The following is a 26301-nucleotide window of genomic DNA, read 5'->3' as shown; positions in this document are numbered from 1 at the left end:
GTCTTCTGCGACGTTTCCCATAAAAACAATGGCTTACTGCGGGTTAATCACGGTCACGCCGGTGGCCGCCGCACGGGCCAAATCAACATCCAACGACATCGGGATATATTCGCCGCGCCGCCAGAGCTGTGCCAAATCATCGTAATGCCGGCTCAGGAAATGTCCGGATTGGCCGGTAGAGATGACAAATACCGAACTGTCGGGGTCCGCAAAATCATAGACACCGCGATACCCCGCACCATGGACATTCTCAAACGGATCGTTTTCCGCACCCGAGGTCAGCCCGCGCATCAATGTATTGTCGCCGCCCGAGGTGCTTTGGCGGATGTTGACGAAATAGCGCAAAAGCGGCACCTCGCCCAATACCGGATGGTCGTGGGTGGCCTGATGCACATCGCCCCAACGCAGGCTTTCAAGATGTGTGCCATAGCGTTCGGAAATCCAGATCAACGCGTCGTCCAGAGCCATGCGCGAGACGTCGGAACAGGTTTCGATTGGCGTGCTTTGTGCCACGTCACACCATTGCGCGGCCCCGTCGATATCGCGAAACACCCGTTCCAGAAACAGCGGGTCGACATGGGTGTATTCCTTTGCCAGAGGGCCAAGATCGTCCTGGATCAACCGCGCCTGTAACATCCGGACCCATGCGGCATAGATCAACGGTTCGGGCATATGCTCGTTCATTTCACCGTTCCAATTGGCCAATAACTCCAAGGCGCGTTGCCGCAGCCGTTCGGGCGTTCCGGCGGGCGCAGCCTCGCCGGTATACCAAAGATCAGCCCCGATGAGCGGCAGCACCGCGCGCGCCGAATAACTGACGCTGTCGAGTTGCGCCTCGATAAAGCTGTCGCGGGTGTGGATTTCGCGGCTTTTCATCAATCGTTCCAAACGCCGGATACGTTGGGTGTCGCCCCATTCAAAGCTGAGGTGCATGGGGAAGGGGCGTTCGACCATCTTGTTGTTTGTATTCCCCAAAAGCCCCCCTTGCGGCGCGACAAATTCGGGATTGGCGCGATAGGGAAGCAGACCCTGCCAACGGTTTTCGGGGCGCCATCCGCGCGATGGCAAACGGCCCTGGCTTTGGTGGTTGGCATCCCGGCGCGGCATGGCGCCGATGGTTTTCATCGCGATCTCTTCTCGGTCGGCCAACATCAGGTTCAGCGACGGCGATACCATCGCCGCGCCCGCATCAATGGCGGCGCGCACGGATTTGGCCCGCATCAATCCGATCACCGCATCCATCGAGGTGTCGTCGCCGCTGAGCCCTGTCCAATTCAGGCTCATCACATGGCCGGCGGGGGTGATGATGCCAAGGTTGAAGTCCCCGGCCGGAAGCACCGGACCATTGTCCGTCCAACGCAAAGTGATGGTCATCGGCGCGCTGTCTTTGATTTCGATGATGCTCTTGCGGGTTTTAAAGGGTTTGAACCCTTCCGGCGTGCGGTATTCATTGGGATTTTGCGGGTTGATCTCTTCGATATGGAGGTCTTGATCATCAAGATATGAGGCGGTCAGCCCCCATCCTAAATCGGCGTTGCGCCCGGTCATGATCGCGGGAATTCCCGGGATCGATCCGCCAATAACACCGCCGGCGGCAAGTTCGATCCGTGCCAGATACCAGATGGACGGGGCGGAAAAGCCCAAATGCGGATCTGCGGCCAGAAGCGTGCCGCCAGCGGCCGACCGCGTCGGTGCGGCGGCAAAGGCATTCGAGGCACCGGTATGGGCAAGGCTGTGAAACGGCGACAGTGGACCGATCGGTTTGGGTGCGGGTCTGGCGGCGAACTCAAGCGGCCGTGCTTGATCGGGAAGAAGCGCCGCATAATCGGGCAGGCGGGCGATTCCAGCTCCGGGCGCATCGGGTAGAATGTCGACAATCCGTGACGGGTCGGCCAATCGGAGAGAGGTGCGCGCGCGCAAAACCTCGCTGTTGAGGTGACCGGTCAGTTGCAGGGCCATCAGTTTGATCAAAGCCACGGAATCCGCAGCGTTCCATGGCGCAATGGCGGCATTGAAGATGAACATCTCGGGCGCCCCCCGACCCAGAGCATCGCGGTTGATCTCGGCCATCCGCGCATTCACCCCTGCTGCATAGGCGTCCAAAATGGCACGGGTGTCCGGTTTGAGGTCCGGCAGCGATTCCCGCGCCAATCCGTGAAGGTCCAAGCGGCGCATCAGCCGGTCCACGTCCAACATCCGCGGTCCGAACACTTCCGACAGCCGCCCCTGCGCTGTGCGGCGCAGCGTCACCATTTGCCAAAGCCGGTCTTGCGCATGGGCATAGCCGAGGCCAAAAAAACTGTCGGTGTCGGTCTGACCAAGGATATGCGGCACATTCGCATGATCGCGGACGATCTCAATCGGCGCTACAAGGCCCTGAGCGGACAAGGTTTTATTGTATTCGGGCAGGCTGCGCGAGGCGAGGTAATAGACCGCGAGGACGATCAGCAGCGACAGCAGGATCAAAGTGCCCGCGATCCGGATAAGCCATCTAAGTAGGGTTGCCATTGGATGTCGTCCTGTTTTGCCTTGATATCCGCGCGCTACGGTTTCACAACCTTTTAGACAGGATCAGCGCAAGGGGAAAGTCGATGGCGACATGTGCATTTTTGGGATTGGGCGTGATGGGATACCCGATGGCGGGGCATTTGCAAAGCGCGGGCCATAGCGTCACGGTCTATAACCGCACTTCGGCGAAGGCGACCGATTGGTCTAATGCCTATGGCGGTGCATCCGCACCGACCCCGCGCGAGGCATCGCAGGGTGCCACATTTGTCATGGCCTGTGTGGGCAACGACGACGATTTGCGCTCGGTTTGCTTGGGCGAGGATGGCGCCTTTGCGGGCATGGAAGCGGGGGCGATTTTCGTCGATCACACCACGGTGTCAGCCAAGGTCACCGCAGAGCTTTATGCTGCGGCCAAGGGAAAAGGCATTCATTTCGTGGATGCGCCGGTGTCGGGCGGGCAGGCGGGGGCGGAAAATGGTGCTCTGTCGGTGATGTGCGGCGGCGATGTTGCGGCCTATGAGGCTGCGGCGCCGGTGATTGATGCCTATGCGAAGATTTGCAAACGTCTGGGCGCGAGCGGTGCGGGACAGATGGCCAAGATGTGCAACCAGATTGCCATTGCAGGGCTGGTGCAGGGGCTATCCGAAGCCCTGCATTTCGCGCAAAAGGCCGGATTGGACGGGCGCGATGTGGTCGAGGTGATCTCGCAGGGCGCGGCGGGCAGTTGGCAGATGCAAAACCGCTATGAGACGATGCTCGATGGGGAATTCGAGCACGGGTTTGCCGTGGATTGGATGCGCAAGGATCTCGGGATTTGCCTGTCGACCGGCGACGAGATCGGCGCGAGCCTGCCTGTGACGGCCTTGGTCGATCAATTTTACAAGGACGTGCAGCGCATGGGCGGCGGGCGTTATGATACGTCGAGCTTGATCAAGCGATTGACGGATGCGGGGGAATAGACCGATTGGTCCACTGGCATGAGCCTGTTTTCAAATGAAAAAGACCGGTCCTTGTGGGCCGGTCTTTTGCTTTGATTTATGTGCCTACGGCGTGGATATTTGAAGAAAGCAGAAAGATCAGGCGAGCGCGGCGTCGAGGGATTTCCCCAAGTTTTCGTCGATTTTTTCCAAGAAACCCATTGTGGTGAGCCATTTTTGTTCAGGGCCGACCAATAGTGCGAGGTCTTTGGTCATAAAGCCGCTTTCGACCGTCTCAACAACGACGCGTTCGAGAGTTTCGGCAAAGGTTTTCAGCGCCGCGTTATCGTCAAGTTTTGCACGGTGTTTGAGGCCGCCGGTCCATGCGTAGATCGAGGCGATGGAGTTGGTCGAGGTGGCCTCGCCCTTTTGGTGTTGGCGATAGTGGCGGGTCACGGTGCCATGAGCGGCTTCGGCTTCGACAATTTTGCCGTCCGGCGTCATCAATTGCGAGGCCATGAGGCCAAGCGAGCCGAAGCCTTGGGCCACGGTGTCCGATTGCACATCGCCGTCGTAGTTTTTGCAAGCCCAGACAAAGCCACCATTCCATTTCATACAGCAGGCGACCATGTCGTCGATCAGGCGGTGTTCATACCAAATGCCCGCTTCTTTGTAGCGGTCTTGGAACTCTTGCTCATAGATCTCTTGGAAGATCTGCAAAAATTGACCATCATATTGTTTCAAAATGGTATTTTTGGTCGAGAGATAGACCGGCCAGCCCATCATAAGGCCATAATTGAGCGAGGCGCGGGCGAAATCGCGGATCGAGGCATCAAGGTTATACATGCCCATAAAGACGCCAGAGGAGGGCGCGTCATAGACCTCGCGCTCGATCTCGGTGCCGTCTTCGCCGACAAATTTCATCGTCAGCTTGCCCGCCGAGGGGAATTTAAAGTCGCTGGCTTTATACTGGTCGCCAAAGGCATGGCGGCCGATGACGATGGGTTTGGTCCAACCGGGCACCAAACGTGGCACATTGTTGCAGATGATCGGTTGGCGGAACACCACCCCGCCAAGGATATTGCGGATGGTGCCATTGGGCGAGGGCCACATTTTTTTCAGGCCGAATTCTTCGACGCGCGCCTCGTCGGGGGTAATGGTTGCGCATTTCACGCCAACGCCGTGGGTTTTGATCGCTTCGGCGGCGTCGATGGTGATTTGATCATCGGTGTCGTCGCGCGCTTCCATCCCCAAATCGTAGTATTTCAGATCAATATCGAGATATGGCAGGATCAATTTATCCTTGATGAACTGCCACATGATGCGGGTCATTTCATCACCGTCGAGCTCGACAACGGGGTTTTCCACTTTGATTTTTGACATGGGCAATCCTTACCGGTTGTGGCGTGCTTTGCATATGCAGCAAGGCTAGCGCAACCGCGCCGTCAGGGAAAGGTAAGGCGCAAATCTATGTCGCATATAAAGGCGGTCAGGCGGCGCGCGCTTCGAGATTGTTCATGCGTAGCATGGTGGCAAAGGCCGCCGCCGACATGATCGCACAGGCGGTGATCAAGGGTTGCGGGGTGCCATCGAACATTTGCCCGACGACAGAGCCAATAACCGCGCCACCAACGGTCGATAAGGCGCCGATGATGGATGACGCCAGACCGGCAATATGCCCCAAAGGCCCCATGGCCATGGCATTGAGATTGCCGAGGGTCATGCCCATTTGGAAAAACACCATCGCTTGCCACAACAGATACCCGATGAACAGCGCCCCGAGCGCCGGACCGGTGGCGTAGAACCCAAGCATCAGGAGGCTGGCCAGGATCAGCAGCGCAAGCATGCCGGTCGCAATACGCCACATGCCAATGCGCACCACAAGCGCGGCGTTAAGCATATTGGCGCAGGCCCCGCAGAGCGCCATGGAGAAGAACCAGAAGGTGAAGGACGCGGATTTATCAAAGGTCTGGTCAAAGATCTGTTGGATCATGGTGATCGAGGTGAACAACATGCCAAAGCACATGGTTTGAACAAAAATCGATTGCCGGACCATCGCGATGGAGAGCATTTCGCGGGAGGCCGTGGCCAAACGGCGCAGGTCAAGCGACCGGCGGCGGTCCTTGGGCAGGGGTTCGTCAAGGCGCAGGCTCATCCAAAGGGTCGAGATCACCGAAAACAGGATAAAGGCGAGGAAAATGCCGCGCCATCCGGTGATCGACATGATGCCAAACCCGATCAAAGGCGCCACGGCGGGGATCATTGTGAACACCATCATCACAAAGGACATCAGCCGCGCCATTTCGCGCCCCGAATACAGGTCGCGGATCACAGCCATGGAAATGGTGCGTGGCCCGGCGGCTCCGAGCCCTTGCAAGACCCGCGCGGCGATCATCAATTCAATCGTCGGGGCCAGATAAGACAGCGCCGCACCGATGATATATAGTGCGGCGGTGGCGACAATCACCGGTTTGCGCCCAAAGGTGTCGGACAGCGGTCCGGTAAATAACGTGCCGATGCCCATGCCCATGGCAAAAGCAGTGATGATCAATTGTGCATGGTTGAGCCGGTCGGGCGTTAAATCCTGTGCGATTTCCGGCAGCGCAGGCAACATCGAGTCGACGGAAAAGGCGACGGTTGCGACCATCATTGCCATGAGCGCAATGAATTCAATGCGAGATTGAGGTTTGGATGGCATGGGGACTCCGGCGTTGGGATCTCCGTGGCTTTAGCATTGGCGGCGATGCTGTGCCAGAGGCGCGCGCGGCGTTTGCTCTGTGCGCTGAATCACAGAAGTTTTTGGGTCGGTGGACCGTTCGGTCCACCGCAATGATCTGGTTAGGGTTTGGGGGAGTGGCCGGTGTGATGCGGGGCATCGGCAGCGTTGTCGGCCTGGGGCTCGGGGGGCGGATGGCGGCCGTGGAGGTGGCCATGGCCAAGCTGTGCGACGAGCCATTCGGTGTGCTCTTCGCGCTTGCGCGCCGTGAAGGCACCAAATTGTTGCAAGGCAAAGGCGAAAATCCCCAAGCCAACAAAGATGAACACCGTTGTGCCGATTTTTCCGACCGCCGTGACCGGCACGATGGACCCGTAACCGACCGTTGACAGGGTCACCACGGTGAAAAAATAACTGTCGAGCCAGGACCATCCTTCGACGTGGTGAAAGAACACCGTTCCCGAGCCGATGATCAATATAACCGTTGAAAGTAACGCGGTAACTTTTACCAAACGCATGGAGTTATTCCCTTGCTTGCGCGGCAATATCGTCCATCACCTGAAGCCAGAGTTCGGTGGGTTGGGCGCCCGGCACGGCGTGCTGGCTGGCGACGATGAAGGTCGGAACAGAGGTGACACCCATTTTCCGGAACTGGGTTTCGCGATCGGTCAAAGTGTCGCGGTCCGCATCCGAATCGAACAACCGCAACACCACAGAGGCATCAATGCCGACCCCATCCGCGATATCGGCCAGAACATCGGCATTTCCAATGTCACGGCCCTCTTGGAAATAGGCTTTGAACAGGCGCGAGACCACGGCGGTTTGTCTGCCTTCAAGCTGCGCCCAATGGATCAACCGATGGGCGTTAAAGGTGTTGGGGGTGCGGGTGATTGCGTCGAAATCAATCTCGACGCCGGCCTCTTTGGCGTGGTCCGCAATCGCGCCATATGTTTTATCCGCACCCTCCGCGCCGCCAAACTTTGCTTCGAGATAGGCGCGGCGCTCCATACCCTCAACCGGCATATCTGGATTGAGCTGAAACGGATGCCATTCGATCACAAAAGGATGGTCCGGCCGCGCCTCTAACGCGCGATCAAGCAGGGTTTTACCGATAAAGCACCATGGGCAAATCGGGTCGGAGATAATATCGAGTTTGACCATGAGGCCTCCTTTTGTACCCTTACTTTGGTAAGGGGCGCATCGGCAAAGGGAAAGGATAATCCCGCCGAGGCATGTGCCAGAAACGGGATGAGGCTGCGCATCACGTTCTGCGCAGATGCGCCTCGTGGCTTTCTTTTAAAGCGCGGCGGGAGAGTTTGCCATTTGGATTGCTTGGCAGTTTCGGCAAGCGGATGTAGGCGCGCGGCTGTTTATACCGTGCAAGCCGCGCGGCGGCATAGTCTTTGAGCGCCGCCTCATCGATCGGGGTGTCGCTGGTGTAGAACGCCATGATGACGCTGGTGCCTTCTTTGACCCTGATGTCGGTGGCGCCGATCTCACGAATGTCAGGATGCGGCAAAAGCGCCGCCTCGACTTCGAGCGGCGAGACGCGAAAGCCGCCTGCATTCATCATATCATCATCGCGGCCAAGGTAGGAAACACCTCCGCTTTGGTCCATAACCGCTTGATCACCCGTGATAAACCAATCGTCGATGTATTTGGAATTTGTCTCGTCCTCAGCCCCGAGATAGCCCAGCATCAAGCCCGGATCGCTGCGGTGTATTGCGATTGTGCCGGCGCTGCCATGTGGCACGATCTCGCCGGTTTCAGGATCAATCAAAGCCACGCGGCGGCCGATTTGCGGGCGGCCAATCATACCGTTTTCGGCAGGGGTTGTCGGGCTCGACGAAATAAAGGTCGAACATTCCGACATGCCGAAGGCTTCGTATATCTGCCCGCCGGTGGCGGCCTGCCATGCGCGGCGCAGCGTTTCGGGTAAATTCTCTCCGGCGGCCAATCCATGGCGCAAATCCGGTAGGTCGGGGATGTTCGGCTGACTTAATATCTTGCGATAAACCCCTGGAACTGCGGCGAAAATCGTTGCTTTGTGCTTGCGCAAAAGAGCGGGTAACGCCTCTGGTGCGGTGCCGTCTTCGGGGATCAAAGCCGTGGCGCCGATGCTCCACGGGTCCATCAATCCGGTGCCAAGTGTAAAGGTCCAATTGAACGCACCCGCATGCAGCAACCGGTCGGAGATCCGCAACCCGGACCATCCGGCATGCATCATTTGTCGCGCCCAAATGGCGCGATGGGCATGGCAAACGGCGCGCGGTTGCCCCGAGGTGCCGGAGGTATAGATGATATAGGCCAAGCGCTCGGGGTCGCCCATCTCATAATCGGCGGGCGGTAGCGCGTGCATCGCGTCAAGCTCAGCCTGTCCGATTTCGGTGCACCCGCTGTTTTCGGGCACGGCGATGCCATTGCTGAACAGGATCGCGGCGGGATCGAGCGCAGTGATCATCTTGGCCACTTCGGGCGCGGTCAATTGCGACGAGGTGGGCACCGGCACCATTCCGGCCGCGATTGCACCCAAGTATGACAGAGGGAAATCAACCGTATTTCCCATTCGCATCAATATCTTGTCTCGCGGTTTTAATCCGCGTTGTAGCAACCCTGTGGCGATGCCGCGCACCGCTCGTTCCAGTTGGTCGTAGCTCCAGATCTCAGACCTGTCAGGGCTCAAGACCTCAAGCGCGGGTTTGTCACCCAGATCGCGGGCGTGCGCCAGCACATGCGCCGCAAGGTTGAACGGCGCCGGGCAAGGCGCCGCAGGACCGGCATCAAACACAGATGTCATGGGGCGTCTTTGCCTTTGACAGCAGAGCAGAACAAGGCGATCAGAACCAGTTTGAGGCACGTTGTGCCCCGCCTGAAATATCGCGACCAATGCCTTCAACCGTGGCACATCCGGCCAAAACCAGGCCAAGAAGGGCGGCGGCGAAAACGGGTTTAAGCGGCATGTTATTCCTCCTGATACCACCAGACTTCGGGCATGAACCACACCCCATCACCATATATAGGCGTCGTTGCCGGATAGTGAAGGGCTTTGGCGTGGGCAATGCGGCTGATGTTGAATTGATAGAACGGGATCACATAACGCCCGGCCGTCAGGATCCGGTCAAGCGCATGCGCCGCAGCGAGAAAATCATCCCGGTCGGTGGCGGTCAATAGCGCGTCGATCATCGCATCCACGGCGGGCTGTTTGACCCCCATGAGGTTTGGCGATCCTTCGGTGTCGGCGGCATCGGCGCCCCAGTAATAGCGTTGCTCATTCCCGGGGCTGAGCGACAGGTCACGGCGAAATTGGGTCATGTCGAAGTCAAAACTGCTTTGGCGCGCCTCATATTGCGCATTGTCCACAGTTTCGATTCGGGCGGTGATGCCAAGACGCTCCAGCGCCTGAATATAAAGATCGACAATGGCCCGTGTATCTCCGCTGCCTTGGCGTAAAAGGATGCTGAATGACAGCGGCTTGCCGTCCTTTGTTAATCTGCCATCCTCGACCGACCAACCGGCGTTTTCCAAGGCATTCATGGCGCGGCGGATGCCTTTGCGGTTGCGGGCGCTGCCGTCCGATTGCGGCAGGGCATAGCCGGTCATGACCTCCGGTGGCAGCTGATCGGCAAAGGGGGCCAAAAGCGCGCGGACCCGTCCGGTCGCAGGGCCAAGGGACATCGCCAATTCGGAGTTGGAGAAATACGAGGTCACGCGCGGTTGGCGTCCGCCGGTCAGCGTGTCGTTGATAAATTCGAAATTGAACGCCTGCATCAGGGCCTCGCGCACGGCGATATCATCAAAGGGCGCGCGGCGGGTGTTCATGACCAAACCGGTGATACGGGATGGTTTCTTATGGGGAATTTCCGCTTTTATCACGTCTCCGCGCTGCACGGCGGGGAAATCATATTGGCTGTCCCATTTTTCGGCGTTGTCTTCGCGCAGAACGGTAAGCTCGCCGGCCTTAAAGGCTTCGAATAGAACGGTCGCGTCGCCGAAAAATTCGATCCGGATTTCATCAAGGTTGTTGGTGCCGCGCCGCAAGGGCAGATCTTTGCCCCAGTAGTCGGGATTGCGCCGCAGGGTGACGCGGCGGCCCAACTCGTAATTTGATACCACATAGGGGCCGGACCCAATCGGCGCATCGGTGACGTTTGCAAAATCTTTATCCGCAAACTGTGCCTTTTGTAAAATCGGGCGCAGCCCGGCGATCAATGCCAATTCGCGGTCTTCGGTGTTGAAGGTGATGCGCAGGCTGCGCGGGCCGGTTTGGGTAATCTCTTTGGTGTGACCGGCAAAACCGCGATAGCGCGGATGGCCCTCACGGCCAAGAATATCGAAAGACCAGATCACATCTTCGACGGTCACCGGGCTACCATCGGAAAACTGTGCCTCTTTGCGCAGGGTGAATTCAACCCATTGGCGATTCGGCCCGACCTCGACCGATTCGGCGAGTAGACCGTAAAGCGTGAAGGGTTCGTCGTACGAGCGCCCCATCAGGGATTCATATCCCATGAACCGCAGCTGCCAAGGCGCGGTGCCCTTGAGCACAAAAGGATTGAGGCTGTCGAAGCTGCCGGTGTTGCCGGTGGTGATGCGCCCGCCGTGCGGGGCATCGGGGTTGGCGTAGGGGAGGGACACAAAATCCGGTGGAAGGGCAGGGTGTCCATACATAGCTATGCCATGTTGCGGTTGCGCCATGGCCATATGCGGCAGGGCAATCAGAGCACAAAACGCCGCAATTTTCGGGGCTTTTGCGCGGAAAAATACTGGCCTCATATTTGCAACAATCCTGCTTTGCCCTTGTTTTGCTCATTCGATACCTAACGGGGGTTTCGTGGGTTTTCAAACTTTTAGCTTGGAGTGCGGCGCGCATTTGCTTATAAAGGGGTCACTGCTCGATAGGTTTCTTGCCTGTATGAAACCTGCCTCAATAACTTAACGCCAGCTTCGTGCTGGCGTTTTTTTTTGGCTTACAGCTATGTATAGTTTGCTTTGCGTGCCGTGGCGGCCTGCGTCACGCGGGTGAATTTCTCCTCGGATTGTGCCGCGAATCTCTTTGGTCACGAATCCGGCATTTGATTTCGCATCCGCAGCATCTACTCTGTTGAAGACAGCAATTGGAGACGAGATCATGTCACTCAATGGACCGCTCAGCGGAAAAACCGCCGTTATTACCGGATCGACCTCGGGCATCGGGCTTGGCGTTGCCAAGGAACTGGCCAAGGCGGGGGCAAATGTTGTGCTCAATTCCTTCACCAACAGCGAAGAAGATCACGCTTTGGCCAAGGAGATCAGCGATGTCACCGGCGTCGAGGCGCGATACATACAGGCCGACATGTCCGATGGCGCCGCATGCCGTGCCTTGATCGAGCAGGCGGGCGTTTGCGATATCTTGGTCAACAATGCGGGCATTCAGCACGTCGCACCGATTGATGAATTTCCGGTCGATAAATGGAATGCGATCATCGCGATCAATATGAATTCGGCCTTTCACACCACTGCGGCGGCCTTGCCGATGATGCGCAAGGCCGGTTGGGGGCGGGTGGTCAATATCGCCTCGGCGCATGGGCTTACGGCATCGCCTTATAAGGCGGCCTATGTGGCGGCGAAACACGGGATTGTTGGAATGACCAAAGTGGTTGCTCTTGAAACCGCGCGCGATCCGATCACCGCCAATGCGATTTGCCCCGGCTATGTTTTGACACCGTTGGTCGAGGCGCAAATCCCTGACACCATGGAGAAATACGGTATGGGTCGTGACGAGGTGATCGAAAAGGTCATGCTTGAACGGCAACCGTCGAAAGAGTTCGCCACGGTGGAGCAATTGGGCGGCACGGCGGTTTTCTTGTGCTCGGATGCGGCGACGCAGATCACCGGCACGACATTGAGCGTAGATGGTGGCTGGACCGCGCTATAGGGCAGTGGACCGATCGGTCCAATTCGCGGCGTGATTTGCAAGCTATTGAAAGGAAAAGACGATGACGATCCGGATCAATCTGGCATTGCAAGGTGGCGGCGCGCATGGGGCGTTTACATGGGGTGTGTTGGATCGCATTCTGGATGATGAAGAGATCGAGGTGGCGGGCATTTCCGGCGCCTCGGCGGGGGCGCTGAACGGGGCGGCATTCAAATCGGGATGGATATACGGCGGGCGCGAAGGCGCGCGTGAAAATCTGGATTGGCTTTGGGCGCAGATGGGGGCGCTGAACGATCTGAGGATGCCGCATTGGATGACGGGCTTCTTGCCCAGCCCGGCGCATGTTGCCTCTGCCATATCAAATGCTTGGGCGGTATCGATGGGCGATAGCTTCACCCGGCTGACCACGCCCTATTCCTATGGGCCGTTTTACTCAAACCCGTTGAACGAAGTGGTCGAGCAATTTAAATACGATCAGGTCTGTGCCGAAGGCGGGCCAAAATTGTTCATCGGTGCGACGAATGTGCATACCGGAAAAATCCGCATTTTTAGCGGGTCGGAGATCAATACAGATGCAATTCTCGCGTCGGCCTGCTTACCAACGATGTTTCAGGCGGTGGAAATCCCCGATCCGGAAACCGGCGAAAACGTGCCCTATTGGGATGGCGGGTATAGCGGCAATCCGGCTTTGTTTCCGCTGTTCGATCCGGCGTTGCCCGATGATATCGTGATCGTGAACATAAACCCTTTGGCGCGCAAGGAATTGCCGGTGACGCCGCAACAAATTCAAAACCGGATTAACGAGATCAGTTTCAATTCCTCGTTGCTGCGGGAGTTGCGGGCCGTCGAATTTGTGCAACGGTTGATCGAAAACGGCACCGTTGCCAAGGGGCAGATGAAGCAAGTTCTGGTGCATATCATCGGCGATGATGACTTTATGCTGGACCTGTCGGAAACCACCAAAATGATGCCGAACCCCTATATTTTGGCCTCGCTCAAAGCAGCGGGCCGTAAGGCGGCCGAGGGTTTTTTAGACGCGCATAAGAGAGATTTGGGTCGTAAAAGCAGCGCGGACCTTCCCGAGATGTTCGGATAAAATCGTTTTAAAATATGGGGTTTGGGCGCGTTCTTGGTGTTACTTGCTGCGGACTGGATCTTCGGGTTTTTCAGTGTTGGGATAGACCAAGCCGGCCGAGATAACCAATTTTGCCGCTTCTTCCACGCTCATGTCCAAATCGATGACATCTTCGCGTGGGAAGAACAGCAAGAATCCAGATGTCGGGTTTGGCGTGGTCGGAATAAAGATTGATAGCAAATCGCCCGAGGTTTCGGCCCGATCGGAAATCTCGCCCTTGGCTTTGGTGGAGATGAAGCCAATGGCCCAAACGCCCTTGCGCGGGTATTGCACGAGGCAGGCGGTTTCAAAGCTGCGCTCGGTTTGGGCGAAGACCGTTTCGGCGATTTGTTTCACACCGGAATAGATGGACCGGACAAAGGGCATTCGCCCGACAAGGTTTTCACCCCAACGGATCATCGACCGGCCTAACAGGCCTTTGGCGATCCATCCGACAAAAATTGTGAACAGCAAAAAGAAAATAACCCCGACACCGCGCAGGTTGATGCCGATGTATTTTTCGGGCTGTACCGACGCGGGCACGAGGGGCAGGACGACGCCGTCCACCCAGCCGAACATTGTCCAAACCAGCCAAACGGTCAGCGCGACGGGCAAAATGACCACCAAGCCGGTGAGGAAATTCGATCGTAGGCGTGCGAGAAGCTTTGGTTTGGCGTGGTTGAAGTCCTGAAACGGCTCGGTCATGGATGGGTCATTTCTTTTTACGCAACTTGAATGAACCTAGGTGCACAGGACGCTGGCGGCAATGGGCGGAACGCGGTTAATGACGCGATCAGTGCTTATTATTGCTTCGCGGTGCTCATTTCGCAGGCAATTGCGGCGGCGAGTCGGGCATTGTTCAACACCAATTGGATATTCGCGGCGAGAGAGCGGCCTTGGCTGAGCTCGAAAATCCGGTTGAGTAGAAAGGGGGTGACCGATTTTGCCTGGATCCCTTGCGCGTCGGCTTCGGCCTGCGCGGCGTTGATCATCGGGATCATCGTCTGTGCGGGGATCTCATCGGCGGCGGGGATCGGATTGGCGACCAATTGTCCCCCCGGCAAACCCAGTGCCGCACGGGTGCGGTGGGCTGCGGCGATCCCAGCGGCCGTATCGATGCGCAAGGGCGAGGGCAGGCCGGAGTCGCGCGACCAAAAAGCGGGAAAGGCATCCTGCCCATAGGTGATCACCGGCACGCCGAGCGTTTCGAGCACTTCGAGGGTCTTGGGCATGTCCAAAATCGCCTTGGCTCCGGCGCAGACAACCGTGATGGGGGTTTGCGCCAGTTCTTGCAAATCCGCAGAAATATCAAAGCTTTCCGAGGCGCCTTTGTGAACGCCGCCGATGCCGCCGGTGGCGAATGTTGAAATGCCGCCGCGCGCGGCAGCGATCATCGTTGCGGCGACGGTGGTGGCGCCGGTGCCGCCGCCCGCGATACAGGCGGCAAGATCGGCGCGGCTGAGCTTCAGCGCGTCGGGTGTCTGCGCCAAGCTTTGTAATTCGTGATCCGTAAGGCCGATTTTCAGCGCCCCGTCGATCACTGCGATGGTTGCCGGAACTGCACCGTGGGCGCGCACTTCGGATTCGACCTTGCGGGCCATTTCGAGGTTTTGCGGATAAGGCATGCCATGGGTGATGATCGTGCTTTCCAGCGCGACAATCGCCTCTCCGGCGGCGCGGGCTGCGGCGACCTCGGGGGAAAATGTAATGAATTCGGGCAGGGCGGTTTTGCTCATGTGGATGTCTCTCCGGCAACAAAGGCAGCAGCGGTTTCAAGGGCGCGGTGCAGCGCGTCGTGGGGCGTCGCCCCGTCAATTTCTGCCGCAATATGCGCCGCCATGAAAGTATCCCCAGCGCCGGTGATGCGGCGGGGCGTGACCGGTGGCGGCGTCAGGCAGAGCGTGGTTCCGGCGCTCGCAAGCGCGGCGGCTTTGGCGCCATCTGTGACCAGGGCACGGGCTGCGCCCCGTTCTAAAAGCGCGCAGGCGGCGGTCTCCGCATGTGCAAACTCTGTGTCGCAGAGCAAACCAGCCTCTTCGAGGTTCACATAAAGAGTGGTGTTCAAGTGATTGAAAAACGGTTTCAATCTCTCGGCTTTTCCGGGTGATGCGGGGGCGACTCGCAAATCGCATTCTGCAAATTCGGGCATGGCGACGATCTCGGTCAGCAGGGCGTGCGTCAGGTTTCCATCCAAAGCCACGGGTCCGGTATAGGGGGCGCTGGCGCGGCCCAAACGCCCGTCGCGCAGCGGCTCCAGGATCAGGGCGCCGGCGGCTTCCAGAGAATGTGCATCGGCGATTGCAGCGACGAGGCCCTCCGGCCCTTCGATCGCCATGTATCTGTCGGTCGGGTAATCGTCGGAGCGATAGATGTAATCGGTGCCCAGACCCATAGCATTACAGTCGGCAATCAATGCATCGCCGAGCGCATCGCGGCCCAAGGCGCTGAGCAAGGCAGGGCGCAGGCCAAACCGCGTTAAGGTCATTGCGATGTTGAGCGCCACGCCGCCGGGGATCTGGCAAATCCGGCCGGCGACGTCGCGTCCGATGTTCATGGTGCTATCGGTGCGGCCGATCACATCCCATAGGACGCTTCCAATACAAAGGATATCATAGGCTGCGGGAGCGGTTGTTGAATTCGGATCATGGGTCATGGCAACGTCATGCCGCGCCATGCGGCGGGGCGCAATGGGATTGCGGCGGCGGCGGCGGATTTCGGGCATTGGACCGATTGGTCTAGCGGCTTATTCGGGCACGGAGAAGCTCAACGATGCCCAAAGGGTTTCCCAAATCGCGTCATATTCGGCGGCGAGGGCAGGCGCGGGCGTGCGCAAGACCACGGCATCAAGCAGGTAATCATATCCGGCTTTGACCGGCACATGCGCTTCTCCCGCGTGATCCGTGCGCAGCAGGAAAACCCTCACTTGGCCATCCGGCGCGCGTTCAAACACTTCGATCTGGGATTCGCGGCGGGGGGTGCCGCGATAGAGCAAGCGCACCGGCAGGGGGCCGGTGTCAACATATGGGTTTTTCAGGGCGACAAATTCGGTTTCCATACCGACCGGAACATCGGTGCCGGTGCCGGAACCGATGGCGACAAGAGATTTGCAAAACCGTTTATACACCTCTGTCCGTTCGCTGTCGGTAACCGCGTCAATCGCGTCGAAATCCACCTGAGCTTTAAGGTCTTTATGTTTGATAAATCGGTAAAATTTATCAATATCATTGTAGGTTACCGTACTGAACCCGCTCTGATACACGAGCGCGGCAAGCCCGTCTTTCGGCTGTGCGAGGGCGACGGCGGGCAGGTCGCCATTGCGGGCGGTGATCGCCTCGTCTTTGCCGCGATGCCAGATTTCCAATCTGTCGCTGCGGCTGTCGAAATAGGGCAGGGTGATGCCCTTGAAATCTTCTCCATTGCGCAGATCCGCATAAAGGGCCGCGCCGCTTTCGACTTGAAACTCTGTGGGTTCTAGCCAGAATTCGTGCGATAGGGGCGCCGTGGCGGTGAACATGCCGACGAGAGCGGCGCATACAAGGGGCGTGATTGTTTTGAACATATTGAGAATGCTGACCGGAATACCGGCCAAGTCAAGGGGCGCGCTTGCGGTTGCCGGGTTTGTGATGGGGGTGTTGACGGGCGGTGGCGCGGCTCTCGCCCATGAAGTCAGCCCTTCGGTTGCCGATATCGAGATACAGGCCGGCGTGTTGCAAATGCGCCTGCGGATCAACCCCGAGGCTTTGATCGCGGGGATCAATCTGGATGTGGTCAGCGACACCAATGAGGCCGTGCAGGCCAATGATTATGATGTTTTGCGTGCCTTGCCCCCCGAGGCGTTGAACGCGCGGATCAAAGCCCATTGGCCGCAATTGGCGCATGGGGTGGCGGTGTTGATTGACGGGGCCGACGCGCCATTGACCTTGGATGAGATCGTCATCGAGGACCCCGGATCGGAGGAGGTGGCGCGGGCTGCAACCCTGCGGTTGACCGGTGATGTGCCGCCGCGTGCCAAGGCGATGCAGCTGTCGTGGGGGGCGGGATATGGGACGTTGATCTTGCGGCAGGCTGGGGTGGACGCGCCCTATACCGGCACGCTCAGCGGTGGCCAAATCAGCCCCGAGATCGCGCTTTCCGGCGGCTCTGCCATCGGGGGCTGGTCGGCCTTTGGGCAGTATATCCCGGTCGGATTCGAACATATTCTGCCCTTGGGGCTCGATCATATATTGTTTGTTCTCGGCCTGTTTTTTCTCAGCGTGCGGTTGCGCCCGCTGCTGTGGCAAGTCAGCGCCTTTACCTTGGCGCATACGGTGACGTTGGCTTTGGGGGCGATGGGATGGGTCAACGTGCCCGGCACGATTGTCGAGCCGTTGATTGCGGCCTCTATTGTCTATGTGGCCTTGGAGAACGTATTTTTAGGGCATCTCACCCGGTTCCGGCCGGTGGTGATTTTCGGGTTCGGATTGCTGCATGGATTGGGGTTCGCCTCGGTTCTGGGCGAATTCGGGTTGCCGGACGGGCAGTTTGTTCCGGCGTTGATCGGGTTCAATGTCGGGGTGGAATTGGGACAATTGACGGTGATTGCGCTGGCGTTCTTGGTGGTCGGCGCGTGGTTCCGCGATAAACCATGGTATCAGGCGCGGATTGCCACGCCGGCGTCCTTGGTGATCGCGGCGGTCGGGGCCTATTGGTTTGTGGAGCGTGTGTTCGTTTAAGGCGGCGCATGAGCGGGCCGCCGGTAAAATCGCGCGGCGGATAGGCTGAAATCACATTGCACAGGAAAACCTGCGCCCGTGCCATCATCATGATCGGGTGCAGCCTCTGGCCGTTGGGGCCTTACACTTTACCTCTTGCGCGCTTCGCGCAATCGCTCTATACGCGCGCCATTCAATCCCGCAGGCGGGGCTGGGCTGATGAGGGAGACATCCTCAAAGGTCCGCCGGTTGAGCACATGCTCTGATCCCCGCTGAGGCAAAACCGGAAAGGAAACGGACATGGCTCTTCCTGAGTTCTCCATGCGCCAGCTTCTCGAAGCAGGCGTTCACTTTGGCCACCAAACGCAGCGTTGGAACCCCCGTATGGGCGAGTTCATCTACGGATCGCGTAATGGCATTCACATCATGGATCTGACGCAAACGGTTCCGATGCTCGACGCAGCATTGAACGTTGTGCGCGAAACCGTCGCCAAAGGCGGCCGCGTTTTGTTCGTCGGCACCAAGCGTCAGGCCGCAGGCCCCATCGCCGAAGCCGCAGAGAAATCCGCGCAATACTACATGAACCACCGTTGGCTCGGCGGCACATTGACCAACTGGAAAACTGTGTCCCAGTCGATCAATCGTCTCAAAGAGATCGACGAGAAGCTCGCGGAAGGTGCCGAAGGCCTGACCAAGAAAGAGCGTTTGGGCATGGAGCGCGATCAAGGCAAATTGCAAGCCTCGCTCGGCGGTATCCGCGAAATGGGCGGCGTGCCTGATTTGCTCTTCGTCATCGACGTGCGCAAAGAAGCCTTGGCCATCGCCGAAGCCAACAAATTGGGGATTCCCGTTGTTGCCGTCGTCGACACCAACTGCTCGCCTGATGGCATCGATTACATCATTCCGGGCAACGATGACGCGGCCCGCGCAATCGCCCTTTACTGCGACCTGATCAGCCGCGCGGCTCTGGACGGGATGACCGCACAGATGGGCGCAGCCGGTGTTGATCTTGGCGCGCTTGAAGAAGCGCCTGCCGAAGACGTCGTCGCCGAGGCGTAATAAGGTTACGAAACTGACATGAGTGGCGCGTATCAGCGCCCCTACATCTGTTTGAACCCAACCGAAATTTAGGAGAACCAAGATGGCGATTACAGCTGCAATGGTTAAAGAACTGCGCGACACATCCGGCGCGGGCATGATGGACGCGAAAAAAGCGCTGACCGAAACCGATGGCGACATGGAAGCCGCAATCGATTGGCTGCGTACCAAGGGTCTGGCGAAAGCGGCGAAAAAATCCGGCCGCACGGCTGCCGAAGGTCTCGTTGCCGTGTCGGTCAACGGCAACAAAGGCGTTGCTGTTGAAGTGAACTCGGAAACCGATTTTGTCGGCAAGAACGCCGAATTCCAGGCCATGGTCGCATCCATCGCTGCCGCGGCGCAAAATGTGTCCGATGTTGAGGCGCTCAAAGCCGCCGAAATCGACGGCAAGACCGTTGAAACCATCATCACAGACAAAATCGCCACCATTGGCGAAAACATGTCGGTGCGCCGTATGGCGGCGATCGAAGGCGAACAGGTTGTGTCCTATGTGCATAACGCGGTTGCCGACGGCATGGGCAAAATCGGCGTTTTGGTCGCGCTTAAAGGCGACAACGAAGCCTTCGGGCGTCAGGTTGCCATGCACATCGCGGCAGCGAACCCTGCCTCGCTCAGCGAAGCGGATTTGGATCCGGCGGTTGTCGAAAAAGAGAAGTCCGTGCAAATGGACATTGCACGCGAAAGCGGCAAGCCCGAAGCCGTGATCGAGAAAATGATTGTGGGCCGGATGAAGAAATTCCTCGGCGAAATCACCTTGTTCGGTCAAGCTTTTGTGGTGAACCCTGACCTGACGGTTGAAGCGGCTGCCAAAGAAGCAGGCGTCGAGATCACCGGTTTTGTGCGTCTGGAAGTGGGCGAAGGCATTGAAGTTGAAAAAGAAGACTTCGCCGCCGAGGTCGCAAAAGCCGCCAAAGGCTAATGTTTTGGATTGACGTCGCTTTGTAAGCGATTGACAAAACGTATAAACGGCGCCGTGGAGAAGATCCACGGCGCCGTTTTTCCTTCTCGCCGGCGCATTGGGGATGAGGTCGGCCGGAAAAGGATGGGCGTCGACCCGAAAGCGGAACATACGCCCCCGAGTCGACAATTCCGGATTGCACCGGAGAACACAAAGAGCCCTGAAATCACAAGGGTTTGCATCCATGTTCCCAGGCCTTAGGCCACCACTCACGGAACTCGTTTAGAATGCATTATTTACGTTAGGTTAAGATAGTCAGGTAAACCTTACCTTGTGGTCAAAAGGCTCGGATGCGGCTCGAATTCATTCGAAATATGCCGATTCTAACCGCGCCCACGCAGCATTGTTTTCCGTGCAGAGCGGAGGGGCATTTCAGCGGGCGTGCCTAATTCAGGCTTCGACCACAAACATTTGATTTTGAAAGGCCGCTTTGAGCACAGCCTGCGCCGTGGTGTCGACATTCAATGCCTCACGCGCGAGGCGCAGGTGTTTTTCCACGGTTCCCGCCGTTAATCCCATGATGATCGCAATGTCCTGCGTGGTTTTCCCGTCACCAACCCATTGCAAGGCTTCGCGTTGGCGTTTGGTCAAACCGCGTCCGGGACCGGCATAGGGCAGGGTCATAATCTTGAGGTGAACAATGTTGTTCATCACCAGGATTTCATGGCCGAAACGCTTCCAAGTGGCGTCAACTTCCTCTTGGCTGATGCCTTTGCGCGCGGTGAGGGCAATGGCGCCTTTGCTGCGCGGCGAGATTGACTTAAAGCTTATCGAATAGCCCGCAGTCACGTCCATGGAATGATTGAATTCCATTACTTTGCGTTCGCTGGCGGTCATGGTGCCCGTGGCCTGCATGTCGCGGACCATGTTCCAGCTGGCCGCACCTTCATGCTCCAAGGCCCAATTCACCATTGGCGCGTGGAAATATAACCCTTGCCCCATGAAAACATCAGTGTAGGCGGCGCTATGATTGGTGAGAATGACGTAATCGTCGGGATCGCCGAGGCTGGTGTTGGTGCGGTAATGGGTGAAGCCATAGAGCAGGCGATCAAAGCCATAGTCGTCCATTCGACGGCAATGCATGTCCCATAGCGATTCAATGCTTTGCGCATTGGTCAAATCTTCGAGATGGGTGATGCGGTGCATATTCGGCTCCTGAAATTGATCGCACACGCTGACGCGGATCATGACTCGCGTTTGCAATACCATGAGAAGAACTATTTGACCATTATTATAGCAGTGCTGCAAGTCTTGCGATGTGCGGCACGGGGCAATGGATGGGCCGTTTCATTATGGTGGGATTTGGTGCAGGGTAGGTTAAAGAGCGTGGCTCTTGCGGATCAGGGGCAGATAAGATGCGCTTTAACGGGTAGTAGACTGATGCAGAACGATAAATTTCTTCGCGCGATGTTTGACCATGCGGTCGAAGTGGCCGATCCGATGCGGTCTCTTGCGGCGCATCTACCGCCCAAGCCGAAGGGTGGCGGGCGGCTGGTGGTGATTGGTGCCGGCAAGGCCAGCGCCCGGATGGCCGAAGCAGTCGAGGCCGCATGGGGCCCCTGTCAGGGATTGGTGATCACCCGGTATGGCTACGCGCGTCCGTGTCAGGGGATCGAAATTGTCGAAGCGGCGCATCCGGTCCCGGACGCGGTAGGGCAGGCGGCAACGGTGCGGATGCTCGATATGCTTGACGGGTTAGGTCCGCAAGATCATGTTTTGGCACTGATATCTGGTGGGGCTTCGGCCTTGCTGGTGGCGCCGGTCGAGGGCGTCTCTTTGGAAGAAAAGCAGTTGATTAACAACGCTTTATTGGCATCCGGTGCGCCCATCAAGCGGATGAATACGCTGCGCAAGCATCTGAGCCGCGTCAAGGGCGGGCAATTGGCGGCGCGGGCGTTTCCGGCTCGGATGCTGTGTTTGATGATCTCCGACGTGCCGGGGGATGATCCGGCCTTTATTGGTTCGGGGCCGACCGTCGGCGATGATAGCGCTGCCGCCGAGGCTTTGGCAGTGTTGGAAAAGTGGCATATCGATGCACCGGTATCGGTTCGCGAGGCTTTGACCAAGGGCAGCACCGTCGTGCGGCGGGATGACCCAAGGTTGGCGCATGTCGAAAACCGGATTTACGCGGCGCCGGTGCAATCGCTGCGCGCTGCCGAGGCGTGGGCGCGCAAGATGCGACCGGGGATCGATGTGCGTCTTCTAGGGGATGCGCTGCAAGGCGAAGCTTGTGAAGTGGCACAGGCACAGGCCGCAATGGCCTGCGAGATCCAGCGCGGCATGACCGATGGCGCAGCGCCGGTCCTATTGTTGTCGGGCGGCGAATTGACCGTGACGCGGCGTGGCGATGGTATCGGTGGTCCAAATGCAGAATTCTGTCTGGCCTTGGCTCTGGCGTTGCGCGGCGCGGATGGGATCACGGCGATCGCATGCGACACCGACGGTGTCGACGGTGCGGCCGAAGTCGCCGGTGCAGTGATCGGTCCGCAGACCTTGGACAAAGCCCGTGCGGCAGATGTTGATGCGCGGGCGGCTTTGGCGGAGAACGATGCACACCGGTTTTTCGAACAGATTGGAGATCAGGTGGTGACAGGGCCAACATTGACCAATGTGAATGATTTCAGGGCGATTTTGATTGAGGCTTAAGGGGCTTAGGTCACGCGGCATCGGTAATTATATTACATAATACTGATTATGCGTAACAATGGTGGATCAGACTGTACGCAGTGATATGTGATATCTATTTATATTCTACTGGACCTTAGGTGGCATTCTTGATGTGTTGTTTGCCGCGCCGGCCCCGCGGGCTGTTCTAGTGTCTAGGGATTGAGCAAGGCATTGGCAGCGCGGATGATGCCGTCGCGATTTGGCAAGGTCGCACCATATGCGGGACCCGTGGCGATGAAGCTGTCTTCTGCTGTATAGCGCGCGATCGGCACGTCCAGATGTTCGGAAAACAGCGCCATCAGCGCCTCGTTTTGGCCGCCTGTGCGGCGACATTCATCGACGATCAACACGCGTTTGCATCCTTTGACCGCATCAAGTACGGCTTCGGTGGCCAAGGGCGCAAGCCAGCGTAAATCGACGACGCGCAGATCAGCCTTGATGTCGGGGCGCGCTTGTTCGCAAAGGTAAACCCCGTTGCCAAATGTCACAATCGCCAGATCGTCACCCTGCCCGTTCACCGTCACCTTGCCCAATGGCGCGGTTTCAGCGCGATCCGGATAGGTCCGCATCCAACCGCCGTCGCCATCCTCATGCAGATCGCGCATCGGATAAAGCGCAATGGGCTCGATCATCACAACGACACGTTGCTCTTCGCGCGCCAAACGCACCGCTTCGCGATACATCCGCACGGCTTCGGCGCCATCGCTTGGCACGCCGATCACGATGCCCGGAATGTCGCGCAGAACCGCCAGAGAATTGTCATTGTGAAAATGACCGCCAAAGCCGCGTTGATAGCCCAGCCCGGCAATGCGCAACACCATCGGGTTGCTGAATTGCCCGTTCGAGAAAAACGGCAGGGTCGCAGCTTCGCCTCGGATTTGATCCTCGGCATTGTGTAGATAGGCGAGGAACTGGATTTCCGGCATTGGGACAAATCCGTTGTGCGCCGTGCCAATGGCGAGACCTAGAATGCTTTGTTCATCGAGCAGCGTATCAATCATTCGCGCTTCGCCGAACCGTGTTTGCAACCCTTTGGTAATCCCGTAAACCCCGCCTTTTCGGCCAATATCCTCGCCCATCATGACGATTTCGGGATAGCTGAGCATAAGGTCACAAAGGCCGAGATTGATCAGCTTGTTCATCGGTTGTGGCGCATCCATGGCGCGCATGTCCGCTACCCCGAAACGCTCTGCGCGCTCTGCATCCGAGGGCGCATTGATCCGTGGCACGGTACGTTCTGGAGGCAAAATTGACCGCATCACCTGCGCGGCGGTTTTGAGGTGTGGGCGGGTTACGATCTCTTCAGAGGTGCGTGAGGTTTGCGCTTCAATATCTTGATATAATTTCAGAATGTCATCTTGAGATGCGGCACCTTCTGCGATGAGCCGTGCGGCCGTATGGATTAAGGGATCTTGCGCTTCGATGGCTTCAATCTCGGATTTGGGCCGGTAGGCCGCTTCGACATCCGCCCCGGCATGACCATAGAGACGGATGCAACGCGTATGGAGGATAGCCGGTTTCTTACGCGCCCGCGCGATCTGTGCAGCGCGGGTCGCGGCGGCGTAGGTCTCGACAATATCCAAACCGTTGCAAGAGATATATTCAAGCCCTGGCCGCGCCTGCAAATTGGCCGCCACCCACCCGGCGGGCGATTTGGTGGAAATCCCTATGCCGTTGTCTTCACAAATGAAAATCAACGGTAAAGGCACATTTTGATAGGAGGTCCAACCGGCAGTATTCAGCGCCCCTTGCGCCGTGGAATGATTGAGGGAGGCATCGCCAAAACTGCATGCGACCACCGCATCGGCGGGATATTGAGCCGCGATCGGTGGCACGCGGCGCGCGAGACCAATCGAATAAGCCGCGCCGACGGCTTTGGGCAAATGGCTGGCGATGGTCGACGTTTGCGGCGGGATGTTTAACGCTTTGGAGCCAAGCACCTTATGTCGCCCGCCGCTGATTGGATCATCGGCGGCGCAGGCAAAGCTGAGCAGCATATCTGTGAGGGGATCTTGTCCCTCGACCTGCGCTGCACGTGCGATTTGAAAAGCGGCGTCACGGTAATGCAAAAAGGCCGGATCTGTGGGGCGCAACGCCGCAGCAATCGCGGCGTTGCCCTCATGGCCGGAAGATCCGATGGTGTAAAACCCCTGCCCCGCCGCTTGCATTTTTCGTGAGATCCGGTCGAGTTGACGGCTGAGCACTTGCGCACGGAAGATCGACAGCAGCGCGGCGCCGTCCAATCGTGCCTCCTTGGCGGGTAGTGGTCCGACTGGAGGCAGATCTCCGTCACGGACGCGGCGAAGAAAATTGTGATGCACGATGTCTGCGCGGTCCATTGCCGGCCCCTTTCTGATCCAATGCGCGGCGCGAATTTCTCGCGCCGCGATCTTGCGAAGTCCGCTCGGGGGCGATTTTCAAAGCCTTAGAAGAACGCCTGCAAACCGGTTTGCGCCCGGCCCAAGATGAGGGCGTGCACGTCATGGGCACCCTCATAGGTATTGACGGTTTCAAGGTTCACCATATGGCGAATGACTTGATATTCCAACGAAATCCCGTTGCCGCCATGCATGTCGCGCGACATGCGTGCAATGTCCAACGCCTTGCCGCAGTTGTTGCGCTTGACGATTGAAATCATCTCGGGCGCGGCCTTGGCCTCATCCATAAGCCGACCGACGCGCAGGCTGGCTTGCTGTGCGAGGCTGATCTCGGTTTGCATATCCGCCAACTTTTTCTGGAACAATTGGGTTTGCGCCAGAGGCCGGTTGAATTGGTGCCGGTCAAGCCCGTATTGGCGCGAAGCATGCCAGCAGAATTCGGCAGAGCCAAGCACACCCCAGCTGATGCCGTAACGGGCGCGGTTGAGGCAACCGAACGGTCCTTTGAGGCCTTCGACATGCGGCAGCAACGCATCTTCGCCGACTTCCACATCGTCCATGACGATTTCGCCGGTGATCGAGGCGCGCAGGCTCATTTTGCCTTCGATTTTTGGCGCGGACAGGCCTTTCATCCCTTTTTCAAGGATGAAGCCACGAATTTTTCCGCCATGGGCTTCGGATTTGGCCCAGACCACGAAGACATCGGAAATGGGGCTATTGGAAATCCACATTTTCGCCCCCTTGAGGCGATAGCCGCCCTCGGTCTTGATCGCGCGGGTTTTCATGCCAGCCGGGTCCGATCCGGCGTCGGGCTCGGTCAGGCCAAAGCAGCCGATGTATTCGCCGGACGACAGTTTCGGCAGATATTTCATCCGCTGTTCTTCGCTGCCATAGGCGTAAATCGGATACATGACGAGGCTGGATTGAACCGACATCATTGAACGATATCCGCTATCTACGCGCTCAACTTCACGTGCAACGAGGCCGTAGGACACATAACCCGCCCCGAGCCCGCCATATTGTTCGGGCGTGGTGACACCCAAGAGACCCATAGCGCCCATTTCGCGGAAAATCTCCGGATCGGTGGATTCATTGGCAAAGGCTTCGGTGACGCGCGGTTGCAACTTTTCTTGGGCGTAAGAGCGGGCGCTTTGCATGATCATACGTTCGTCTTCGCGCAATTGCTCATCGAGCCGGAACGGGTCTTGCCAGTCAAAGCTGCTCAAATCGGGGGCGTCTTTGGCGCGCAGGTGCGGTGTTTCTTGTGTCATGTTTCTCTCCCTTGGGCTGGCCGACGGGCCAGTCATGAGTTTTGCGTCAAGATTTTCTCTTGATCGAGG

Annotated in this window: 22 protein-coding genes; 7 read left to right on the top strand and 15 right to left on the bottom strand. The window is 57.9% G+C overall.

Translation table 11 applies throughout. The features are described 5' to 3' along the window. Positions 1 to 33: 33 nt before the first annotated feature. The gene (locus tag DI396_RS04900) at positions 34 to 2508 is read right to left on the bottom strand and encodes a penicillin acylase family protein (protein WP_110795069.1); all 2475 of its coding nucleotides are present in this window, start codon (positions 2506 to 2508) and stop codon (positions 34 to 36) included. An 83-nt stretch (positions 2509 to 2591) separates the two neighbouring features. Here DI396_RS04900 and DI396_RS04895 point away from each other — a divergent pair, with 83 nt between their 5' ends. Next, on the top strand, positions 2592 to 3467 hold the full coding sequence (locus tag DI396_RS04895) for an NAD(P)-dependent oxidoreductase (protein WP_110795068.1): 876 nt from the start codon (positions 2592 to 2594) through the stop codon (positions 3465 to 3467). A 117-nt stretch (positions 3468 to 3584) separates the two neighbouring features. On the opposite strand, the gene DI396_RS04890 is transcribed toward DI396_RS04895, so the two are convergent. From DI396_RS04890 to DI396_RS04860, 7 genes are all read right to left on the bottom strand, one after another. Beyond that, positions 3585 to 4808, bottom strand: coding sequence for an NADP-dependent isocitrate dehydrogenase (locus DI396_RS04890; protein ID WP_110795067.1), 1224 nt, complete (start codon positions 4806 to 4808; stop codon positions 3585 to 3587). Positions 4809 to 4914: 106 nt separating this feature from the next. After that, positions 4915 to 6123 carry an MFS transporter gene (locus DI396_RS04885; protein ID WP_110795066.1) on the bottom strand — a complete coding sequence of 403 codons (1209 nt, stop codon included), beginning with the start codon at positions 6121 to 6123 and terminating at the stop codon, positions 4915 to 4917. A 140-nt stretch (positions 6124 to 6263) separates the two neighbouring features. Continuing rightward, positions 6264 to 6659, bottom strand: a complete 396-nt coding sequence (locus DI396_RS04880; protein ID WP_110795065.1) for a potassium channel family protein — start codon at positions 6657 to 6659, stop codon at positions 6264 to 6266. A gap of 4 nt (positions 6660 to 6663) precedes the next feature. Continuing rightward, on the bottom strand, positions 6664 to 7302 hold the full coding sequence (locus DI396_RS04875; protein WP_110795064.1) for a DsbA family oxidoreductase: 639 nt from the start codon (positions 7300 to 7302) through the stop codon (positions 6664 to 6666). A 100-nt stretch (positions 7303 to 7402) separates the two neighbouring features. Beyond that, complete coding sequence (locus DI396_RS04870; RefSeq protein WP_110795063.1) at positions 7403 to 8938, bottom strand: class I adenylate-forming enzyme family protein; 1536 nt, start codon at positions 8936 to 8938, stop codon at positions 7403 to 7405. 40 nt (positions 8939 to 8978) lie between these two features. Next, on the bottom strand, positions 8979 to 9101 hold the full coding sequence (locus DI396_RS04865; protein WP_110795062.1) for an entericidin EcnA/B family protein: 123 nt from the start codon (positions 9099 to 9101) through the stop codon (positions 8979 to 8981). Between the two features lies 1 nt (position 9102). Next, positions 9103 to 10914: an extracellular solute-binding protein gene (locus DI396_RS04860; protein ID WP_204362794.1), complete on the bottom strand. Its 1812-nt coding sequence runs from the start codon at positions 10912 to 10914 to the stop codon at positions 9103 to 9105. A 355-nt stretch (positions 10915 to 11269) separates the two neighbouring features. Between DI396_RS04860 and DI396_RS04855 the strand changes: the two genes are divergently transcribed. Further along, the gene (locus DI396_RS04855; RefSeq protein ID WP_110795060.1) at positions 11270 to 12055 is read left to right on the top strand and encodes a 3-hydroxybutyrate dehydrogenase; all 786 of its coding nucleotides are present in this window, start codon (positions 11270 to 11272) and stop codon (positions 12053 to 12055) included. Between the two features lie 61 nt (positions 12056 to 12116). Continuing rightward, positions 12117 to 13151 (top strand): patatin-like phospholipase family protein, encoded by a 1035-nt coding sequence (locus DI396_RS04850; protein WP_110795059.1) that lies wholly within the window; start codon positions 12117 to 12119, stop codon positions 13149 to 13151. Positions 13152 to 13190: 39 nt separating this feature from the next. On the opposite strand, the gene DI396_RS04845 is transcribed toward DI396_RS04850, so the two are convergent. The 4 genes from DI396_RS04845 to DI396_RS04830 all read right to left on the bottom strand — a co-directional run bounded on the left by DI396_RS04845 (position 13191) and on the right by DI396_RS04830 (position 16728). Then, entirely contained in the window at positions 13191 to 13874 is a 684-nt protein-coding gene (locus DI396_RS04845; protein ID WP_110795058.1) for a DUF502 domain-containing protein, read from the bottom strand. Between the two features lie 98 nt (positions 13875 to 13972). Beyond that, on the bottom strand, positions 13973 to 14905 hold the full coding sequence (locus tag DI396_RS04840; RefSeq protein ID WP_110795057.1) for a pseudouridine-5'-phosphate glycosidase: 933 nt from the start codon (positions 14903 to 14905) through the stop codon (positions 13973 to 13975). Continuing rightward, complete coding sequence (locus DI396_RS04835; protein WP_110795370.1) at positions 14902 to 15822, bottom strand: carbohydrate kinase family protein; 921 nt, start codon at positions 15820 to 15822, stop codon at positions 14902 to 14904. Before DI396_RS04835 ends, DI396_RS04840 begins: the two co-directional genes overlap by 4 nt. 90 nt (positions 15823 to 15912) lie before the next feature. Then, positions 15913 to 16728, bottom strand: coding sequence for a DUF4198 domain-containing protein (locus DI396_RS04830; RefSeq protein WP_235851746.1), 816 nt, complete (start codon positions 16726 to 16728; stop codon positions 15913 to 15915). Positions 16729 to 16735: 7 nt separating this feature from the next. On the opposite strand from DI396_RS04830, the gene DI396_RS04825 reads away from it, so the two are divergent. From DI396_RS04825 to tsf, 3 genes are all read left to right on the top strand, one after another. Then, positions 16736 to 17881, top strand: a complete 1146-nt coding sequence (locus tag DI396_RS04825; protein WP_110795056.1) for a HupE/UreJ family protein — start codon at positions 16736 to 16738, stop codon at positions 17879 to 17881. A 279-nt stretch (positions 17882 to 18160) separates the two neighbouring features. Beyond that, positions 18161 to 18919 (top strand): 30S ribosomal protein S2, encoded by a 759-nt coding sequence (rpsB, locus tag DI396_RS04820; protein ID WP_110795055.1) that lies wholly within the window; start codon positions 18161 to 18163, stop codon positions 18917 to 18919. Positions 18920 to 19001: 82 nt separating this feature from the next. Continuing rightward, a complete protein-coding gene (gene tsf, locus DI396_RS04815) occupies positions 19002 to 19877 on the top strand; it encodes a translation elongation factor Ts (RefSeq protein ID WP_110795054.1) in 876 nt (291 codons plus the stop codon). Positions 19878 to 20306: 429 nt separating this feature from the next. On the opposite strand, the gene DI396_RS04810 is transcribed toward tsf, so the two are convergent. After that, on the bottom strand, positions 20307 to 21062 hold the full coding sequence (locus DI396_RS04810; protein WP_110795368.1) for a helix-turn-helix transcriptional regulator: 756 nt from the start codon (positions 21060 to 21062) through the stop codon (positions 20307 to 20309). 234 nt (positions 21063 to 21296) lie between these two features. On the opposite strand from DI396_RS04810, the gene DI396_RS04805 reads away from it, so the two are divergent. Further along, positions 21297 to 22562: a glycerate kinase type-2 family protein gene (locus DI396_RS04805; RefSeq protein ID WP_110795053.1), complete on the top strand. Its 1266-nt coding sequence runs from the start codon at positions 21297 to 21299 to the stop codon at positions 22560 to 22562. Positions 22563 to 22735: 173 nt separating this feature from the next. Here DI396_RS04805 and DI396_RS04800 read toward each other — a convergent pair whose 3' ends face one another. Both DI396_RS04800 and DI396_RS04795 read right to left on the bottom strand, forming a co-directional pair. Continuing rightward, positions 22736 to 24922, bottom strand: a complete 2187-nt coding sequence (locus DI396_RS04800) for a dehydrogenase E1 component subunit alpha/beta (RefSeq protein WP_110795052.1) — start codon at positions 24920 to 24922, stop codon at positions 22736 to 22738. Between the two features lie 86 nt (positions 24923 to 25008). Further along, the gene (locus DI396_RS04795; protein WP_110795051.1) at positions 25009 to 26232 is read right to left on the bottom strand and encodes an acyl-CoA dehydrogenase; all 1224 of its coding nucleotides are present in this window, start codon (positions 26230 to 26232) and stop codon (positions 25009 to 25011) included. Positions 26233 to 26301: the final 69 nt, after the last annotated feature.

The organism is Litorivita pollutaquae, assembly GCF_003205515.1.
Classification (GTDB): domain Bacteria; phylum Pseudomonadota; class Alphaproteobacteria; order Rhodobacterales; family Rhodobacteraceae; genus Litorivita; species Litorivita pollutaquae.
This window is presented reverse-complemented; position numbering and strand designations above follow the sequence as displayed.

What these genes read in the sequence shown, in the direction of transcription:
- DI396_RS04795 (WP_110795051.1), bottom strand. Translation starts at nt 26,232, where the DNA reads ATGACACAAGAAACACCGCACCTGCGCGCCAAAGACGCCCCCGATTTG.
- DI396_RS04890 (WP_110795067.1), bottom strand. Translation starts at nt 4,808, where the DNA reads ATGTCAAAAATCAAAGTGGAAAACCCCGTTGTCGAGCTCGACGGTGAT.
- DI396_RS04805 (WP_110795053.1), top strand. Translation starts at nt 21,297, where the DNA reads ATGCAGAACGATAAATTTCTTCGCGCGATGTTTGACCATGCGGTCGAA.
- DI396_RS04800 (WP_110795052.1), bottom strand. Translation starts at nt 24,922, where the DNA reads ATGGACCGCGCAGACATCGTGCATCACAATTTTCTTCGCCGCGTCCGT.
- DI396_RS04830 (WP_235851746.1), bottom strand. Translation starts at nt 16,728, where the DNA reads ATGTTCAAAACAATCACGCCCCTTGTATGCGCCGCTCTCGTCGGCATG.
- DI396_RS04900 (WP_110795069.1), bottom strand. Translation starts at nt 2,508, where the DNA reads ATGGCAACCCTACTTAGATGGCTTATCCGGATCGCGGGCACTTTGATC.
- DI396_RS04835 (WP_110795370.1), bottom strand. Translation starts at nt 15,822, where the DNA reads ATGACCCATGATCCGAATTCAACAACCGCTCCCGCAGCCTATGATATC.
- DI396_RS04885 (WP_110795066.1), bottom strand. Translation starts at nt 6,123, where the DNA reads ATGCCATCCAAACCTCAATCTCGCATTGAATTCATTGCGCTCATGGCA.
- tsf (WP_110795054.1), top strand. Translation starts at nt 19,002, where the DNA reads ATGGCGATTACAGCTGCAATGGTTAAAGAACTGCGCGACACATCCGGC.
- rpsB (WP_110795055.1), top strand. Translation starts at nt 18,161, where the DNA reads ATGGCTCTTCCTGAGTTCTCCATGCGCCAGCTTCTCGAAGCAGGCGTT.
- DI396_RS04860 (WP_204362794.1), bottom strand. Translation starts at nt 10,914, where the DNA reads ATGAGGCCAGTATTTTTCCGCGCAAAAGCCCCGAAAATTGCGGCGTTT.
- DI396_RS04810 (WP_110795368.1), bottom strand. Translation starts at nt 21,062, where the DNA reads ATGCACCGCATCACCCATCTCGAAGATTTGACCAATGCGCAAAGCATT.
- DI396_RS04855 (WP_110795060.1), top strand. Translation starts at nt 11,270, where the DNA reads ATGTCACTCAATGGACCGCTCAGCGGAAAAACCGCCGTTATTACCGGA.
- DI396_RS04870 (WP_110795063.1), bottom strand. Translation starts at nt 8,938, where the DNA reads ATGACATCTGTGTTTGATGCCGGTCCTGCGGCGCCTTGCCCGGCGCCG.
- DI396_RS04895 (WP_110795068.1), top strand. Translation starts at nt 2,592, where the DNA reads ATGGCGACATGTGCATTTTTGGGATTGGGCGTGATGGGATACCCGATG.
- DI396_RS04825 (WP_110795056.1), top strand. Translation starts at nt 16,736, where the DNA reads ATGCTGACCGGAATACCGGCCAAGTCAAGGGGCGCGCTTGCGGTTGCC.
- DI396_RS04845 (WP_110795058.1), bottom strand. Translation starts at nt 13,874, where the DNA reads ATGACCGAGCCGTTTCAGGACTTCAACCACGCCAAACCAAAGCTTCTC.
- DI396_RS04840 (WP_110795057.1), bottom strand. Translation starts at nt 14,905, where the DNA reads ATGAGCAAAACCGCCCTGCCCGAATTCATTACATTTTCCCCCGAGGTC.
- DI396_RS04875 (WP_110795064.1), bottom strand. Translation starts at nt 7,302, where the DNA reads ATGGTCAAACTCGATATTATCTCCGACCCGATTTGCCCATGGTGCTTT.
- DI396_RS04880 (WP_110795065.1), bottom strand. Translation starts at nt 6,659, where the DNA reads ATGCGTTTGGTAAAAGTTACCGCGTTACTTTCAACGGTTATATTGATC.
- DI396_RS04865 (WP_110795062.1), bottom strand. Translation starts at nt 9,101, where the DNA reads ATGCCGCTTAAACCCGTTTTCGCCGCCGCCCTTCTTGGCCTGGTTTTG.
- DI396_RS04850 (WP_110795059.1), top strand. Translation starts at nt 12,117, where the DNA reads ATGACGATCCGGATCAATCTGGCATTGCAAGGTGGCGGCGCGCATGGG.